Source organism: uncultured Massilia sp. (genome assembly GCF_913773735.1).
Classification (GTDB): domain Bacteria; phylum Pseudomonadota; class Gammaproteobacteria; order Burkholderiales; family Burkholderiaceae_D; genus Telluria.
The window spans coordinates 73,128-90,371 of the sequence record NZ_CAJYEB010000014.1 but is presented as its reverse complement, the minus strand read 5'-3'; the positions used below and the strand labels follow the sequence as shown (position 1 = coordinate 90,371).

General features: G+C 70.3%; 13 protein-coding genes. 2 read left to right on the top strand and 11 right to left on the bottom strand.

Features of this window, described 5'->3' with window-relative positions:
• Positions 1-9 precede the first annotated feature (9 nt).
• The 4 genes from waaC to QZ749_RS05620 form a co-directional block, all read right to left on the bottom strand.
• On the bottom strand, positions 10-1,002 hold the full coding sequence (gene waaC / locus QZ749_RS05635; RefSeq protein ID WP_296944277.1) for a lipopolysaccharide heptosyltransferase I: 993 nt from the start codon (positions 1,000-1,002) through the stop codon (positions 10-12).
• A 10-nt stretch (positions 1,003-1,012) separates the two neighbouring features.
• Positions 1,013-2,395, bottom strand: coding sequence for a phosphomannomutase/phosphoglucomutase (locus QZ749_RS05630; protein ID WP_296944275.1), 1,383 nt, complete (start codon positions 2,393-2,395; stop codon positions 1,013-1,015).
• A 265-nt stretch (positions 2,396-2,660) separates the two neighbouring features.
• Entirely contained in the window at positions 2,661-2,984 is a 324-nt protein-coding gene (locus QZ749_RS05625) for an H-NS histone family protein (RefSeq protein ID WP_296944272.1), read from the bottom strand.
• Between the two features lie 83 nt (positions 2,985-3,067).
• On the bottom strand, positions 3,068-4,162 hold the full coding sequence (locus QZ749_RS05620) for a glycosyltransferase family 4 protein (protein ID WP_296944553.1): 1,095 nt from the start codon (positions 4,160-4,162) through the stop codon (positions 3,068-3,070).
• A gap of 450 nt (positions 4,163-4,612) precedes the next feature.
• Here QZ749_RS05620 and QZ749_RS05615 point away from each other — a divergent pair, with 450 nt between their 5' ends.
• Complete coding sequence (locus tag QZ749_RS05615) at positions 4,613-5,458, top strand: symmetrical bis(5'-nucleosyl)-tetraphosphatase (protein ID WP_296944269.1); 846 nt, start codon at positions 4,613-4,615, stop codon at positions 5,456-5,458.
• A gap of 22 nt (positions 5,459-5,480) precedes the next feature.
• Here the strand turns inward: QZ749_RS05615 and QZ749_RS05610 are convergent, their stop codons facing one another.
• From QZ749_RS05610 to QZ749_RS05585, 6 genes are all read right to left on the bottom strand, one after another.
• Complete coding sequence (locus QZ749_RS05610) at positions 5,481-6,215, bottom strand: 1-acyl-sn-glycerol-3-phosphate acyltransferase (protein ID WP_296944266.1); 735 nt, start codon at positions 6,213-6,215, stop codon at positions 5,481-5,483.
• A 46-nt stretch (positions 6,216-6,261) separates the two neighbouring features.
• Entirely contained in the window at positions 6,262-7,539 is a 1,278-nt protein-coding gene (locus QZ749_RS05605; protein ID WP_296944263.1) for a dihydroorotase, read from the bottom strand.
• 24 nt (positions 7,540-7,563) lie between these two features.
• Complete coding sequence (locus QZ749_RS05600) at positions 7,564-8,529, bottom strand: aspartate carbamoyltransferase catalytic subunit (protein ID WP_296944261.1); 966 nt, start codon at positions 8,527-8,529, stop codon at positions 7,564-7,566.
• Positions 8,522-9,043 (bottom strand): bifunctional pyr operon transcriptional regulator/uracil phosphoribosyltransferase PyrR, encoded by a 522-nt coding sequence (gene pyrR / locus QZ749_RS05595; RefSeq protein ID WP_296944259.1) that lies wholly within the window; start codon positions 9,041-9,043, stop codon positions 8,522-8,524. Before pyrR ends, QZ749_RS05600 begins: the two co-directional genes overlap by 8 nt.
• Positions 9,027-9,422, bottom strand: a complete 396-nt coding sequence (gene ruvX, locus QZ749_RS05590) for a Holliday junction resolvase RuvX (RefSeq protein ID WP_296944257.1) — start codon at positions 9,420-9,422, stop codon at positions 9,027-9,029. Before ruvX ends, pyrR begins: the two co-directional genes overlap by 17 nt.
• A 132-nt stretch (positions 9,423-9,554) precedes the next feature.
• Positions 9,555-10,208 carry a YqgE/AlgH family protein gene (locus QZ749_RS05585; protein WP_373896782.1) on the bottom strand — a complete coding sequence of 218 codons (654 nt, stop codon included), beginning with the start codon at positions 10,206-10,208 and terminating at the stop codon, positions 9,555-9,557.
• Positions 10,209-10,396: 188 nt separating this feature from the next.
• Between QZ749_RS05585 and QZ749_RS05580 the strand changes: the two genes are divergently transcribed.
• Positions 10,397-11,845, top strand: coding sequence for a deoxyribodipyrimidine photo-lyase (locus QZ749_RS05580; RefSeq protein ID WP_296944254.1), 1,449 nt, complete (start codon positions 10,397-10,399; stop codon positions 11,843-11,845).
• Between the two features lie 16 nt (positions 11,846-11,861).
• On the opposite strand, the gene QZ749_RS05575 is transcribed toward QZ749_RS05580, so the two are convergent.
• The gene (locus QZ749_RS05575) at positions 11,862-17,234 is read right to left on the bottom strand and encodes an Hpt domain-containing protein (protein ID WP_296944251.1); all 5,373 of its coding nucleotides are present in this window, start codon (positions 17,232-17,234) and stop codon (positions 11,862-11,864) included.
• Between the last annotated feature and the right edge of the window lie 10 nt (positions 17,235-17,244).

Genomic DNA, 17,244 nt, shown 5'->3' with positions numbered 1-17,244 from the left:
TTCGTTCCATCATGTCTGTCCCAGCAGCCGGCGGGCGGCCGCGATCACCTCGGCGGCGGCCGGCGGCGCGCCGCAGTCGCCCAGGTTGACGATGCGCTCCGACCAGTTGCCCTCGGTCTTCCAGCGCGGCGAATCGACGTAGATCTCGACCGTCGGGGTGAGGAAGGCGGCGGCGATGTGGGTCAGGCCGGTGTCGACGCCGACCGCGAGCGCGGCGCCGCGCGCCAGCGCGACGGCCTGCATCAGCGGCAGTTGCGGCAGCACGGTCGCATTCGGCAGCGCCGCGGCCAGCTGCTGGGCCTCGTCCTTCTCGCGCGCCGAGCCCCAGGGCAGCAGCACCGGCAGCGGCGCCAGCGCCCGGCCCAGCGCGATCCAGTCGGCGGCCGGCCACTTCTTGGCGTCGCGCGCGGTCCCGTGGAAGAACACGGCATAGGGTTCGTCCGGCATCCAGGCCGGGCGCTGCGACCCGTCGTGCAAGGCCGGGGGCGCGGGCAGGCCGAAGTCCGGCGGCGTATCGAGCGCGTAGCCGAGCGCCGCCGCCACCACCTGGCGCCCGCGCGCCACCGCGTGGGTGCGCGGCGCGACCGGGATGCTGCGGGTGTGGAAGATGCGCGAGATGCCCTCGTAGCCCGAGTCCTCGGTGCCGTTGGCCAGGCCGACCTTCTGGCCGCCGGGGCGCACGCGCGCCGCGGCCATGACGATGCCGGTCTTGATCAGGCCCTGGGTGTCGAACACGTAGTCGTACTGTTCGGCGCGCAGGTCGCGGAAGAAGGCGCGCAGTTCGGCGCGCACGGCGGGGTTGCCCAGCCCCTTCTTCCAGCGCCGCAGGGCGAACGGGATCACCTTGCGCACGTGCGGGTTGAGGGCGACCAGGCCGACGTAGCCCTCTTCCACCACCCAGTCGACCCGGGCCTGCGGGTGGTGGCGCAGGATGTCGGCCACGATGGGCAGGTTGTGCAGGACGTCGCCCAGCGACGACACCCGCACCAGCAGGATCTTCAAGGCGCGGCTTTCAGAACGGCAGTCGGGCGTCCGGCTTGGCGGCCAGGATCACGCGGGCGAACTCGCCCTGGATGCGCGCCAGCGCTTCCGGGGTCTCGCCCTCGAAGCGCAGCACGACCACCGGCGTGGTGTTCGAGCCGCGCGCCAGGCCGAAGCCGTCCGGATACTCGACGCGCAGGCCGTCGATGTCGTTGACGCGCTCGGCCCCCGGGAAGGTGGCTTCCTTGCGCAGCTTCTCGATCAGCGCGAAGTTTTCGCCTTCCTGCAGGTGCAGGTGCAGTTCCGGGGTGCTCGAGGCGATCGGCAGGGAATTGAGCAGCGCCGACGGATCGGCCACGCGGGTCAATATCTCGAGCAATCGCGCGCCGGTGTACAGGCCGTCGTCGAAGCCGTACCAGCGGTCCTTCCAGAAGATGTGGCCGCTCATCTCGCCGCCCAGCGGGGCGCCGGTTTCCTTCAGCTTGGCCTTGACCAGCGAATGGCCGGTCTTCCACATCAGCGGACGGCCGCCGTGCTGCTCGATCCACGGGCCCAGGTGGCGCGTGCACTTGACGTCGTACAGGATCTCGGCGCCCGGATTGCGCGACAGGACGTCGGCGGCGAACAGCATCATCTGGCGGTCCGGGAAGATGATGTTGCCGTCCTTGGTCACGACGCCCAGGCGGTCGCCGTCGCCGTCGAAGGCCAGGCCGATCTCGGCGTCGCCGGTGCGCACGGCCTCGATCAGGTCCTGCAGGTTTTCCGGGTGGGCCGGGTCCGGGTGGTGGTTCGGGAACCGGCCGTCCACTTCGCAGAACAGCTCGGTGACGTCGCAGCCCATGGCGCGGAACAGGTCGCCCGCGAAGGCGCCGGCCACGCCGTTGCCGGCGTCGATGGCGATCTTGATCGGGCGCGCGATGCGGACGTCGCCGGCGATGCGCTCGATGTATTCGCGCTTGATGTCGTAGGTCGAATACGCGCCGGCGCTGGCCGCGGGCGCGAACTTGCCGTCTTCGATGAACTGGTACAGGCCCTGGATCGCGTCGCCGTAGATCGCCTCGCCGGCCAGCACCATCTTGAAGCCGTTGTAGTCCGGCGGATTATGGCTGCCGGTGACCATGATGCCCGAACGGGCGTCCAGCACGTTGGTGCCGAAATACACCATCGGCGTGGCGACCATGCCCAGGTCGACGACGTCCACGCCCGCTTCCTGCAGGCCGGCGGCCAGCGCCTGCGCCAGGCTCGGGCCGGACAGGCGGCCGTCGCGGCCGATCACGACCTTGCGTTCGCCCTTGGCCAGCGCGGCGACGCCGAAGGCCTGGCCGATCCTGCGTGCGATGCCGGCGTCGAGCGTCTTGTCGAGGATGCCGCGAATGTCATATGCCTTGAAAATCGTCTTCGAGAGAGGAACCATGGAATGTCTGCCTTGATGGCGCCGCTCCGGACGATCCGGAATGGCGTGGTGCCGTTGAAAAAGAAGCTATTGTAGCGGCAAGCGCAGGGGATGGGAATTTCGCACCGGAGCCGGTACATTCCACTGGCAGAAATCGGAAAAACGCCGGCCAGGACGACACAGCGCGAAACGCGGGCGCGCTTCGTTCACGACAGGCGGGAGCAGGATGCCACCCGCCGGAGCATTCCGCGCGCGGAATACTCCAGCCCAATGCGGCGGCAGCGGGTCAGACGCGCAGCTGGTCCAGCGATTTACCGCCTTCGACCCATTCCTTGACCCATTTCGGCTGGCGGCCACGGCCGGTCCATTGCTGCGACGCGTCGTCCGGATTGCGATAACGGACGGCGACCGAACCGGTACCGGCGGCGGCGGACTTGGCGCCACGGCCGGAATTCATCAGGTCCTTCAGCGGCACGCCGACGCTTTGCGCGATCGCCAGGATCTGTTCACGCGCCTTTTGCATGTCCTGTTGTTCACGTTTCTTCATTTCCTGCTTGATCTGGTCCTGCAGGTTGCGCAAATCGCCCAAGGACAAATTCGACAGATCCATATTGATTCCCTATAAGTTGTTTGAAAACGGATTTTATCCAAATCTCACCAATTGTCGCAATATACTACATCCAGAAAAATTCGTTAGTCTTTCTTGTGCCAAATCAGCCAGCGCGGCGACTTGAATCGGACAATACGCGCATACAGCCAGATGTAGCTGATCACGAACAATAAACAGAAGAAAATCAGCACTTCCGTATTCTGCCAGAACACGGTGGCGGGAATAACGGCGGTCAGGGAAAACAACCAGAGGTAGGGAGAAGTGCGCGCATTCCGTTTCATCAGCGCGCGCGCTTCCTTGCGCCCGACGGTCCATTGCACGATGCGACGAAAAATCAGGCTGTGCAGGTGAATACCATCGGGCACGGTAGGGGATTTGCCGCGCACGAACATGCGCCGGTACACGGAAAAGATCGTTTCGAAGGTTGGATAGATCAGCAGCAATGCGGCATACCAGGTCGATACCTGCGGATTGCGCATCACCAGCAGCAGCGCCAGCTCGCCCAGCATGAAGCCGATGAAATACGCGCCGCCGTCGCCCAGGAAGATCAGTCCGGCGGGATAGTTCCAGATCAGGAAACCGGCGGTGGCGCCTGCCACCGTCAGGGCCGAGACCAGCACGAACATGTCCTCGACCTGCCAGCCGACATAGGCCAGCGACAGCAGCATGCAGATCGTGACCACGCTGGACAGGCCATTGAAACCGTCGATGATATTCACCGCGTTCGCAATGCCGGCCACCGCCAGCACCGTCAGCGGCAATATCACCCAGAGCGAATCGATATTCCAGCTGAAGAAAGGCATGTCCAGGCGCGCGATCTTCGCGTCCAGCACCAGATAACCGAGCACCGCCGCCACCATCGTCAGCAGCAGGCGCCGCGAGGGCCTGACATTGCCGGTATAGTCCTCGACGATGCCGCCGACAAATGCGATCGCCGAGCATCCCAGCAGCGATCCCAGCCAATAACTCAGTTCGGGAACGCGCCATACCGAAATGACGGCCGTCAGCGTCACCGCCAGGAAAATCGGCAATCCGCCGATCCGCGCCACCGCGTGCAAATGCACCTTTTGCACGCCGGCGAAATTATTGTCGAGGGCGGGACCGTGCAATTTCGCGTGCTTGATGACCAGCAGGGTCAGCAATGCCGACGAGACGAAGCTCACGAGAAAAGAAAACATTTTATTATTCTTTAAATACAATAGCCGTACGGCCGATGGCGGCGGGGCCGTGCCGAGGCATGCCGGCAAAAAACCGCTGTCGTTTTTTGCCGTCGTCTGCGCTCCGTTTTGCGCTCCGTTTTGCGCTCCGTTTTGCGCTTCGGTGCGCGCTCCGTTTTGCGCTCGGTTTTGCGCTTCTTTTTGCGCTTCGGTACGCGCCTGGATTCGCGGTCCGGATTTCGCGTTTCGCGCTCCCGGCACCGCGGCCATTGTACCGGATCGCACCAAGCGCCCGAGACAACGCGCTTTACCTGTCTCACGATCGCGCCAATTGGCAAACCCGCATTGTCGCAGCGCAGGCGCGCGCCAGCGACGACATTTACATTCAGAAATGACCGACACGATGCCGACCGCTGCGTCCGGGGCCGCAATCATTTACCATCGGCAGAAATCACCGGAAACACACCAACGATGAAAACCTATGCCATTGGCGACCTGCAGGGTTGCGTCCACGAGGCCGACCTGCTGCTCGACCGTATCCATGCCGAGGCCGGCGCCGACGTGCGCGTCCTGTTCGTCGGCGACCTGATCAACCGCGGGCCCGCCTCGCTGGAAACGCTGCGGCGCATGAAGGCGCTCCATGCCGCGAGCGGCGGCCGCATCGATGCCCTGCTCGGCAACCACGACCTGCACCTGCTGGCCGTCGCGGCCGGCATCCGCAAGCCCGGCCGCGCCGACACGCTCGACGAGATCCTGGCCGCGCCCGACCGCGACGCGTTGCTCGCCTGGCTGCGCCACCGGCCGCTGGCGCTGGAGGCCGCCGGCCACCTGCTGGTGCACGCCGGCGTGCCGCCGCAATGGGATGCGGCGCAGGCCATCGCGTTGGCGGGCGAGGTCGAGGCGGTGCTGCGTGGCGCCGACTGGGCCGGCTTCCTGTCCCGGATGTACGGCAACGAGCCCGATCGCTGGGACGACGGCCTGCGCGGCGCCGCGCGCCTGCGCTGCATCGTCAATGCGCTCACGCGCATGCGCCTGTGCTGGCCGGACGGACGCATGGACTTCGAGCACAAGGAAAGCGCCACGGGGCCGGAAGGTTCGGGCCTGCTGCCCTGGTTCGACGTGCCGGGCCGGCGCACGCTCGGCACCACCGTGGTGTTCGGCCACTGGTCGGCGCTGGGCCTGCTGCTGCGGCCCGACGTGGTGGGCCTGGACAGCGGCTGCGTGTGGGGCGGCAAGCTGACCGCGATGTGCCTGGACGACCGCGCGCTGCTGCAGGTGGACTGTCCGGAGTACCGGCCGCACGCCGGCAAGGCGTGAGCGCGGTCCGCCGGGGCGGCGTTCAGCGCTTCAGGGCCGCCTCGATCGCGTCGTGCGCCGCCTGCGCCAGTGCGCGCCGGTGCGCCCCCTCCTCCGCCGGAATCGGCGCCAGGCTGGCCAGGCGCGCCACCACGGGCTCGCCGCCGAGGATGCGCAGGATGCTGTCGACGAAGGTCGTGTCGCCCGTGTAGTCGACCGCCGGATGCCAGCCGCCCTGCGCGTCGACGTAGGCCAGCGCATGCGGCTGCACGGCCACGCGGGCGTCGATCGCGGCCTCGAACAGGTTGGCGTGGAAGGGCAGCATTTGCCCCTGGCTGGCGGTCGTGCCCTCCGGGAAGAAGGCGACGCGCTGGCGCGCGCCGAGCGCGTCGACCAGGCCCTTGAAGATGTGGCGCAGCTCGCGCCGGTTGCCGCGCGCGATGAACACGGTGCCGGCCCGCTCCACCAGCCAGCCGAGCACCGGCCAGGCGCGGATCTCGGCCTTGGCCACGAAGCGGCAGGGGCGCACCGCATTGATCACGAAGATGTCGAGCCAGGAGACATGGTTGGCCACGACCAGCGCATGGTCGAGCGCGGGCGCGCCGTCGCGCAGTTCGACGCGCACGCGGCAGATGCGCAGCAGGCGCGCCGACCAGCGCCGCACCAGCGTCTCGCGCAGGGCCGCGCCGGCCCAGGGAAACACCAGCGCGCAGGTGGCCAGGCCCTGCAGCAGGTGGAAGACGAGGCGCGCCAGGCGCCACGCGAGCTGGATGGTCAAGGGACGGTCCGCAAGGGCGCCGCGCGGGGCGGCGCCCGTCACCACATCAACGCGCGTAGGCGACGTGGCCGGCGACGAGGGTCGCGCGCACCTGCCCGGTCAGCTCGTAGCCGAGGAAGGGCGTGTGCTTGCCCTGGCTGGCCAGGCTCGAGGCCTGCACGGTCCAGCGCGCGTCCGGGTCGAACAGCACCACGTCGGCGCTGGCGCCGACCGCCAGCGTGCCGGCCGGCAGGCCGGCCATGCGCGCCGGGTCGCAGGTGACCTTGGCCAGCGCGCGCGCCAGCGCATCGCCTTCCTGCTCGCCGGCCCAGCGCAGCATCAGCGACAGCAGCAGTTCCAGGCCGGTGGCGCCGGGCGAGGCCTCGGCGAACGGCAGCAGCTTCTCGTCGTCGTCGACCGGGGTGTGGTCGGAGCAGACCGCGTCGACGGTGCCGTCGAGGACGGCCGCGCGGATCGCGTCGCGGTCGCGCTGGCTGCGCAGCGGCGGCGTCAGGCGCGCGTTCGGGTCGAAGAAGCCGATGTCGGCGTCGGTCATGTGCAGGTGGTGCACGCCGACGTCGCAGGTGACCGGCAGGCCTTCCTTGCGCGCGGCGCGCACCAGCTCGAGCGCCGCGGCGGACGAGAGGCGGCACAGGTGCACGCGCGCGCCGCTGGCGCGCATCAGCTCGAAGATCGTGTGCAGGGCGATGGTCTCGGACATCACCGGCACGCCCGACAGGCCCAGGCGCGAGGCCAGCGGGCCGCTGTGGGCCACGCCGCCGCGGCCGATGTGCGGGTCCTGCGGCCGCAGCCAGACGGTGTAGCCGAAGGTCTTGGCGTACTGCATGGCGCGCAGCAGGACGGTGGTGTCCTCGATCGGCTCCTCGGCCTGCGCGAAGCCGATGCAGCCGGCCTCGGTCAGCTCGGCCATCTCGGTCAGCGCCTTGCCCTTCAGGCCCACGGTCAGCGCGCCCAGCGGATGCACGTGGGCCTGGTTCAGCAGGCGCGCGCGGTGCTTGAGCATTTCGACCAGGCCCGGCTCGTCGAGCGCGGGGTCGGTGTCTGGCGGGCATACCAGCGTGGTCACGCCGCCCTGCACCGCCGCCTGCATTTCCGATTCCAGCGTGGCCTTGTATTCGTAGCCCGGCTCGCGCAGGCGCGCGGACAGGTCGACCAGGCCCGGCGCGACGACCAGGCCGCTCGCGTCGATGGTGCGCGCGGCCGCGAAGCCCGCCGGCGCGCTGCCCACGGCGGCCACCTTGCCGTCGGCGATGAAGAGGTCTTGCACGGCGTCGATGCCGTTTGCCGGGTCGACCACGCGACCGTTCTTGATGTGGATGTTCATGCTTTCGGATTTCATGCGTGCGAATTAGGCGTGACTGCCGGCCAGGATGCTCATGACCGCCATGCGGACCGCGATGCCGAACGTCACCTGCGGCAGGATCACCGCCTGCTTGCCGTCGGCCACCTTGGAGTCGATCTCGACGCCGCGGTTGATCGGCCCCGGGTGCATCACGATGGCGTCGGGCCGGGCCAGCGCCAGGCGCTCCGGCGTCAGGCCGTAGCTCTTGAAGTATTCGCCGGCCGAGGGCAGCAGCGCGCCCGACATGCGCTCGTTCTGCAGGCGCAGCATGATGATCACGTCGACGTCCTTCAGGCCTTCTTCCATGTCGGTGAAGACGCGCACGCCCATCTGTTCCAGGCCGCCAGGCAGCAGCGTGTGCGGGCCGATCGCGCGCACCTCGGGCACGCCCAGCGTGGTCAGCGCGTGGATGTCCGAGCGCGCCACGCGGCTGTGCAGGATGTCGCCGACGATCGCCACGCGCAGGTTGGTGAAGTCCCGCTTGTAGTGGCGGATGGTGTACATGTCGAGCAGGCCCTGGGTCGGGTGCGCATGGCGGCCGTCGCCCGCGTTCACCACGTGCACGTGGTGCTGCTTCGATTCGTTCAGGTGCTTGGCGATCAGGTAGGGCGCGCCCGACTGCGAGTGGCGCACCACGAACATGTCGGCGTGCATGGCCGACAGGTTGTCGATCGTGTCCAGCAGCGACTCGCCCTTGGTGGTGGACGAGGCCGCGATGTTAAGGTTGATGACGTCGGCCGACAGGCGCTTCGAGGCGATCTCGAAGGTGGTGCGGGTGCGCGTCGAGTTCTCGAAGAACAGGTTGAACACGCTTTTCCCGCGCATCAAGGGCACCTTCTTGACCTCGCGGTCGGAGATGCCGACGAAGCTGGAGGCCGTGTCGAGGATGTGGTTGATGATGGACTTGGGCAGCCCCTCGATGGTCAGGAGGTGCTGCAACTCGCCGTTGCTGTTCAGTTGCGGGTTATGCATTGTCGTCTTCGATCGTGAGCGAGAGGTGGCCGTCGGCGCCGCGGTTCAGCGCGAGCGACTGGCCGGGCGCCAGGCTGGCGCGGGTACCGACGAAATCGGCGGCCACCGGCAGCTCGCGGCCGCCGCGGTCCGCCAGCGCCGCCAGCATGATGCGCTGCGGGCGGCCGTAGTCGAACAGCACGTTGATCGCCGCGCGCACGGTGCGTCCCGTGTACAGCACGTCGTCGACCAGCAGGATCGTGGCGCCGTCGACGTTGAACGGGATGTGGGTCGGCTTCACGTCCGGGTGCAGGCCCTTCTTCGCATAATCGTCGCGGTAGAACGAGACGTCGATGGAGCCGAGGCGCCCCTGCAGGCCGAGGTCGGCGGCGAGCCGCTCGGCGAGCCAGGCGCCGCCCGAGTGGATGCCGACGATGGCGGCATCGTTCGCGCCGGACAGGCCGGCGCGCACCTGTTCGAGCAGGGCGCCGTACAGCGCGGCCGCATCGAAGGCGTCGTTAGTTGGTGTTGGCATGGTCGTCAAAGTACTGTTGCAAAATGATGGCGGCGGCCTTGGCGTCGATGATCTCGCCGCGCTTGGCCTGGATGACGGCGGACGAGTAGCGCTCGTCGACGAGGTCGACCGGCAGGCCGAAGCGGCCGTGGAGCTGGTTGGCGAAACGGCGCGCGCGCAGCGTCATGTCGTGCTCGGCGCCGTCGGGGTGGCGCGGCTCGCCGACCACGAGGCGCGCCGGCGACCATTGCGCGATCAGCTCGCCGATGACCTGGAAACGGGTGGCGTTGTCCACTGCCTTGATCACGGACAGCGGCTGCGCCTGTCCCGTCAGGGTATTCCCCATGGCGATGCCGATGCGCTTGATGCCGAAGTCGAAGCCGAAAACAATATCAACCATTACGTCAGTGCGCGTGTCGGGCCGGGAAAAACCGTGGCGAGCGGCGAGAGTGCCGGTCGGGAAACGCAGCCGTAGCGGCGCATCGCAGGCCGGCAATGCAACGCGTCGCAGGTGTTCCGACGCGCCCCGACGTCACGCATGGCCGGCCTCGGAAGCGAGCATGAGGGGATCGATGCCGAGCAGCCTGATGGCCGCCGTGTAGCGTTCCTCGATCGGCAGGTCGAACAGCACGCGGGCGTCGGCGCCCACGGTCAGCCAGCCGTTGCGGGCGATTTCTTCCTCGAGCTGGCCCGGGCTCCAGCCGGCATAGCCGATCGACACCAGCATGCGCTGCGGGCCGGTGCCGCTGGCGACGGCTTCGAGCACGTCGATCGAGGTGGTGAAGGAGACGTCCGGCGTGACGCTCAGCGACGACGAATAGCGCCCGCCCGGCGAATGCAGCACGAAGCCGCGGTCGTCCTGGACGGGGCCGCCGAACATGATCGGCTCGTCGACGACGCTGGCGCGCAGGCCTTCGGCCACCTTCAGGTCGATGCGGTCGAACAGCACGTCCATGGTCATGTCGGTGGGCTTGTTGATGACGACGCCGAGCACGCCCTTGTCGTTGTGTTCGCAGATATAGACGACGGTGCCGCCGAAGACCGGATCGTTCATCGACGGCATTGCGATCAGGAAATGATTAGCCAGGTTCAGTTGCGGCTGAACGGCGCCGGACTGGCCCAGGGTGGCGATGTCCTGCGGCATCCCGGGCATCGGTAGAGATTTGCCGACCTTACTTTTCTTCATGCTCATACTCTCTGTTGGCTCACTCTCTGTCATTCCTGTAAAGCTTGGGCTTTTCGCTAGTTTACACCCATTTGCCCATGCGGCCATCGCAGCGGCGTTGTTGACTGGCAGCAAAGATACAACGCGAGGTAAAACAGAGGAATGGTAGACAGTAAAATTCTCGATTGCTTTGACTCTGCACACAGAAGATGACTCTGAGAAACTCCCTGGTCTGGTTCCGGCGCGACTTGCGCGTGGACGACCATGCCGCGCTGCATCACGCCCTGCTCTCCTCGCACCGGGTATTCGGCGCCTTCGTGTTCGATACGGACATCCTGGCCGGCCTGCCGTCCGACGACCGGCGCGTGCGCTTCATCCATGCCAGCCTGGTGGAGCTGGATGCGCGACTGCGCGCAATGGGAGGTTACCTCATCGTGCGGCATGGGCGCGCCGCGGACGACATTCCCCGGCTGGCCGCCGAACTCGATGCGGAGTCGGTCTTCGCCAACCACGACTACGAACCGCAGGCGGTGCGGCGCGACCGCGCCGTGCTGGACGCCCTGCGCCGCGCCGGGCGCAGCCTGCAGACGTTCAAGGACCAGGTCGTCTTCGAACGGGACGAGGTCCTGACGCAGGCCGGCGGCCCCTATGCCGTCTTTACGCCCTACAAGAACGCCTGGCTCAAGCGCCTGGCCGCCGAGCCGCAGGCGCTCGCGCCCTGGGACACGGCGCCGCATGCCGGCGCGCTGGCGCCGGCGCCGGCGGGCCATGCGCTGCCCACGCTGGCCGACCTCGGCTTCGCCGAACCGGCCGGGCCGCTGCCCGAGGCGGGCATGACGGGCGCCGCGCGCCTGCTCGATACCTTTGCCGCGCGCCTGGCGCGCTACGACCGCGAGCGCGACTTCCCGGCTCTGGACGCCACCTCGCGCCTGTCGCTGCACCTGCGCTTCGGCACGCTGTCCGTGCGCCGCCTCGTGCGCATGCTGCAGGCGCGCATCGCCGAAGGCAGCGGCGGCGCCGGCGCGCCGGTCTGGCTGTCCGAGCTGATCTGGCGCGAGTTCTACATGATGATCCTGGCGCGCCACCCGCGCGTCGTGGACGCCTGCTTCAAGCCGGCCTTCGATGCGCTGCGCTGGGACGAGGGTCCGGCGGCGGACGCCCTGTTCGCCGCCTGGTGCGAAGGCCGCACCGGCTATCCGCTGGTCGACGCCGCCATGCTGCAGCTGAACCGCACCGGCTTCATGCACAACCGCCTGCGCATGGTGACGGCGAGCTTCCTCACCAAGGACCTGGGGATCGACTGGCGCCGCGGCGCGGCCTATTTCGCGCGCCGCCTGGACGACTACGAGCTGTCCTCGAACAACGGCGGCTGGCAGTGGGCGGCATCCACCGGCTGCGACGCGCAGCCGTGGTTCCGCATCTTCAATCCAGTGACGCAGTCGCGCCGCTTCGATCCGGACGGCGCCTTCATCCGCACCTGGCTGCCGCAGTTGACCGGCCTGGCCGGCGCGGCGATCCATGCGCCGTGGCTGGCGCAGCCGGCGGCGCTGGAACGCGCCGGCGTGGTGCTGGGGAAGGATTATCCGCGCCCGGTGGTGGACCACGAACAGGCGCGGGAGAGGACGCTGGCGCGCTTCAGGGCATTGCGGCAGGACTGAACCGGCGCGCCGGCGCTCAGGCCAGCAGTGCCGCGATGGCCGCCAGCAGCGCCTCTTCCTGGAACGGCTTGCCGAAATACGCATCCACGCCCAGTCCCAGCGCATAGTTGCGGTGCTTGTCCGCGGTGCGCGAGGTGATCATGATGATCGGCAGCGTGCGCGTGGCGGCGTCGCCGCGCACGTGGCGCGCCAGGTCGAAGCCGTCCATGCGCGGCATCTCGATGTCGACCAGCATCAGGTCGGGACGCGCATCCTGCATCTGCTCGAGCGCGTCGACGCCGTCCTTGGCCAGCAGCACGCGGTAGCCTTCGCGCTCCAGCAGGCGCTGGGTCACCTTGCGCACCGTGAGCGAATCGTCCACGACCAGCACGGTGGCGATCCGCGGCGGCGCCGGATGGACGGCGGCGTCGGCGTCGGCGCCCGGCGCCCCCGGCCGGCGCACGTTCGCCCCCGGCAGCAGCACCGGATTCAGGATCAGCACGATCTCGCCCGAGCCGAGCACGGTGGCGCCGGCGACGCCGGGCATGCGCGCCAGCTGCGGGCCGATGTTCTTGACCACCGCCTCGCGGTTGCCCAGCACCTCGTCGACCTCGAGCGCGATGCGCGCGCCACCGTTACGCAGGATCATCACCGGCGACGAGCGCGGCCCGCCGGCGCCACCGGCGGCGCCCGGCTCGCGCAGCAGGTCCGGCAGGTAGTGCAGCGGCAGCGCCTCGCCCTGCACGTCGAACGTGCCGGCGGCGCGCGCGGCACGCAGGTCGGCGGCGCGCACCTGCAGCACCTGCTCCACCAGCACGGCCGGCAGCGCATGGGTGCGCGCGCCACTCGCCACCAGCACCACCTGCGTGACGGCCAGCGTCAGCGGCAGGTGGATGGTGAAGGCGGCGCCGCGGCCCGCCTCGCTGGCGACGTCGACGCGCCCGCCCAGCGCGCGCGCCTCCGAGCGCACCACGTCCATGCCGACGCCGCGGCCCGCCAGCTCGCTCAGCGTGGTCGCGGTCGACAGGCCCGGCTCGAACACCAGCTCGGCCGCGTCGCGGTCGGCGACGTCCTCGCCCTCGGCCAGCAGGCCGGCGGCGCGCGCGCTCGCGCGGATGCGCTCCAGGTCGAGGCCGGCGCCGTCGTCGGCGAAGCGGATCTCGACCTCGTTGCCCTGCTGGCTGACCTGCACCAGCAGTTCGCCGGTTTCCGGCTTGCCGGCGGCCGCGCGCGCCGCGCGCTCCTCGATGCCGTGCACGATGGCGTTGCGCAGCAGGTGCTCGAACGGCGCGGCCATGCGCTCCAACACGCTGCGGTCGATCTCGACGGCGCCGCCGCGGATGTCCAGGTTGACGCGCTTGTCGGTTTCCTTGGCGGTCTGGCGCGCGACCCGGAACAGGCGCTCCGACAGGCTGGCGAACGGCACCATCCGCACCCGCATCAGGTCGCGCTGCAGCTCGCGCGTCAGGCGCGACTGCGCGGCCAGCTCGGTATGCGCGCTGTCGACGGCGCGCACCATGCCATCCTGGAACGAGGCGACGTCGTCGACGCTCTCGGCCATCATGCGCGTGAGTTCCTGCAGGCGCGTGAAGCGGTCGAACTCGAGCGGGTCGAATTCGCGCTCGCCGGCGATCGACAGGCGCGAGGCGATCTGCGATTCGGCCTGCATCTCGACTTCGCGCAGCTGGCGGCGCAGGCGCGCCAGGTTGTCCGAGAAATCGGACAACGCCCCCTTGAGCGTGCCGACCTGGGTCTCGAGCCGCGAGCGCGCGATCGACACCTCGCCGGCCTGGTTGACCAGGCGGTCGAGGATGTCGGCGCGCACCCGCACCAGCGGCGCCGGCGCGGCCGGCGCCGGCGGCGTGGCCGGCAACCGCTGCGCCGCGGGCGCGGCGGCCGCCGGCGGCGCCGGCTGCTGCAGCTGCTCGAACAGCAGCTGCGCCTGGTCGTAGTTGGCCAGCAGCTCGTCGAAGGCGACCGGGCTGGTGGTCCCGGCATGCAGCATGTTCTCGACCTGGGTTTCCAGCGCATGCACGTGCTGGCCCAGGCGCATGGCGCCGGCCATGCGCGCGCTGCCCTTGACCGTGTGCAGCGCGCGCAGCAGGCCGTGGGCCACGCCGGCATCGGCCGGCTCCTGCTGCCACTGGCGCAGGCCGTTGCCGATCTGCGGCAGCAAATCGGCCGCTTCTTCCATGAAGACCGGCAGCAGGTCGGGGTCCAGCTCGTCGGCGAACACCGGTTCGGTGGCCAGCGCGGGCTCGCTTTCCGGCGCCGGCTCGGCTTCCGCTTCCGCTACAGGTACGGGTTCGGGCTCGGCCTGCGCCACGGGTTCCGGCGCCGGTTGCGCCTGCGCGGACGGCACGTCGCCGTCCGGCGCGTCGTCCGGCGCGGGCGCGGGCGCAGCGAGCGCGGGGGGCGGCGGCGCGTCGAAATAGGCGTCGAACAGGTCGTCGACCTCGCTCACGGCGGGATCCGGCACGCGCTCTTGCGCGGCGCGCGGCGCCAGCTCGGTGGCGACCGGCAGCGCCGCCAAGCTGCCCAGCGGCGGATCGGCCAGGATGCTCTCGTAGGCGGCGGCGAACAGGGCGTCGAGGCGCTGCGCCAGTTCCGGCTCGGCGCCGTCGAGCACGGCGTCGGCGTGGCGCCGCGCCAGCGCGTCGCGCAGCGCACCCAGGCGCGCCAGCAGTTCCGGCTGGGCCGGCGCCGGCTCGCCCAGCGCGAACACCTGCAGCATGATGCGCACGCGTTCGAGCGCCTCGTCGAGCAGCGCGAACTCGTCGTCCCGCAGCGGCGGCGCGGCCACCTCCAGCGCCGCTTCCAGCGCCACGGCGATCTCTTGCAGCGCGTGGAAGCCGACCGTGGCCGACGTCCCGCCCAGCGTGTGCGCCGCCGCCAGCGCCTGCGGCGTCGCCGCGCGTCCCGGCGCGGCGCGCCAGGCGGCGAAGTCCTCGCCCAGCACGCGCACCAGTTCCGCCGTCTCGTCGACGTAGATGCCGTACAGCGGCAGCGGAATCTCGAGCTCGCCGATGCGCTTGACCTTGTCCTCGCCCACCGGGAAAGGCACGATATTGTCCGGCGCCGCGGCCCGGACGGCTTCCGCTTCCGCTTCCGGCCCCGGTTCCGGCTCTGGCTCCGATTCCGGTTCCGGTTCCAACTGCGGCTGCGGCTGCGGCGCATGCGCCCCGCCCTCGCGCACCCGTTCGGCCGCCGCGACCAGTTCGGCGCCGTCGCGCCCGGACTGGCCGCCGCCGGCCAGTTCCTCCACCCAGGCCGCCAGCGCGGCATGGGCGTCGGCCAGCATGGCCAGCAGGTCCGGCGTGGCGGCGCGCGCCTCGGCCAGCCACAGGTTCATGGTCTTCTCGACCGCGGCGGCGGCCAGCGCGAAGCGTTCCAGGCCAACCATGCGGCTGCTGCCCTTGAGCGTATGGAAGGCGCGGCGCAGGCGCGTCAGCGTGTCCTGGTCGGCGGGGCGTTCGCCCGCCGCCGGCAGCAGGCCGCCCACCGTGCCGAGCACCTCGCGCGCCTCGTCGATGAAGATCTCCAGCAGTTCGGCCTCGACGGCGTCGCCCCCGGGCGCCGCGGCCGGTTCCGGTCCGGGTGCCGGCTGCGGCGGCTGCGCTGCGGCCGGCTGCGGCTCGGCCGGCAGCGCATCGTCCGACGGCGCGGGCGGCAACGCGGCCGCCGGCTGCGCCTCGGGCGGCCGCTCGCGGAACAGGCCCGCGTGCGCATCGAAGCCGAAGCGGCGGCGCGCGCCGTCGACGTTCTGCGCCAGCGCGTCGACGAAGAAGCCGAGCGCGCCGATGTTGTGCGCCACGTTCTCCAGCGTGGCCGCGCGCTCGTCGCCGGCCGTCGCGCCCGCGGCCAGGCCGGCCAGCGCGGCGCGCACGTGCGCGGCGGCGCGTCCGGCCTCGTCCTGGTCGAGGATGGCCAGCGCGCCCTGCAGCTGGTGCAGCAGCGGATCGGCCTGGTCCAGGGTCGCGGTGCGGGCCGGGTCGGCGTGGTATTCCTCGACCAGCTTCTCGACCTGGCGCAGGCCGGCGCGCAATTCTCCCGCCAGCACGGCCACGGTATGGCCCTGCAGTTCGTGCGCCAGCTCGCCCTGCCAGTGCGGCGCGTCCGGCGGCGCCTCGCCCTGGGCCAGCGCCAGCAGGCGCTGGCCGACCAGCTCCGCATGCTGGCCGAAGTCCTCGGGCAGCTGGCGCACCTGGTCCAGGCCGTGCTCGACGAACAGCATCGCCTCCGCCATCTCCAGGCTGAACTGCGGATTGCGCCCGCCCGCCATCGCGCGGTTGGCGGCCTCGCCCAGCTCGCGCAGCAGGTGCGCCAGCGCCGGCGCGCCCAGCTTTTCGCTGGCGCCGGCAAGCCTGGACAGCGCCGCGTCGAAGTCGCCGTCGGCCCGGTCGCCGTCGGCGCCGTCGGTGGCTATCCGGTCCCAGCCCTGCTTGGTCTCGACCAGCGCCGCGCGCGCATCCTGCAGCGCGCCGGGGTCGACGCGGCCGTAGCGGCGCTCCAGGTAGTCGGCCGGCACCTGGCCCTCGAGGCGCCAGGCGGCGCGCAGCAGGCGCGCGTCCGCGGTCGGCGTCGGCGCGGCGGCGACGAAGAACAGGGCGTCGCGCAGCAGCGCCTCGGGCAGCTCGGCATGGCCCTGGGCCAGCCGGCGCAGTTGCAGGTTGACCTGGCCGAACAGCTGCTTCAGGTAGATGTCGCCGGCCAGCTGCCCGTGCGCGGCCAGTTCGGCCACGGCCGGCAGCGCCAGCCAGGAGGCGTAGGCCACGGGGTCGGCCTGTCCCTGCGCGATCGGCGCCAGGGCCGCGTGCATCTCTTGCGCGTGGGCGCGCCTTGCCGTTTCGTCCTGGCTGCGCAGGAAGGGCAGCAGCGCCTTCTCGAAGCGCGCGCGGCTGGCGGCCAGGTCGGGCGCGGGGCCGGCCGGCGCCGGCGGCAGGACGGCGGTGTCGAGGTCGGGCGCCAGCAGCGCGCCCGGGTGCACGCGTTCCGCCTTCAGCAGTTCCTGCAGCGCGCGGTAGTACGGGAACAGGCGCAGCGGCTGCGGCGCGCTGCCGGCGACCAGCTCCGCCAGGTAGTCGACCAGCGCGCCGCAGGCGTCGGCGAGCGCCGCGAGGGCCGCGTCGTCGAGCGCCAGCGTGCCTTCCTTGAAGCCGTCGATGGCCCGTTCGGCCGCCTCGGCGAGCAGGCCGGCGCCGCCGACGTCGACCATCTGCAGCGCGCCGTGCGCCTGGTGCAGGTGCGACTTGGCATGCAGCAGCAGCGTCGGGCGGGCCTGCGGCGCGCGTCCGGCGGCGTCGCGCAGCGCCGCCAGGGAGCGGTCGAGGGCATCGCGGATTTCCCCGATCACCCAGGACAGGGGACCGGCGTCGAAGGACGGCGCTGGCGCCGGCGAGGTCTGGCTCATCGATTACCTT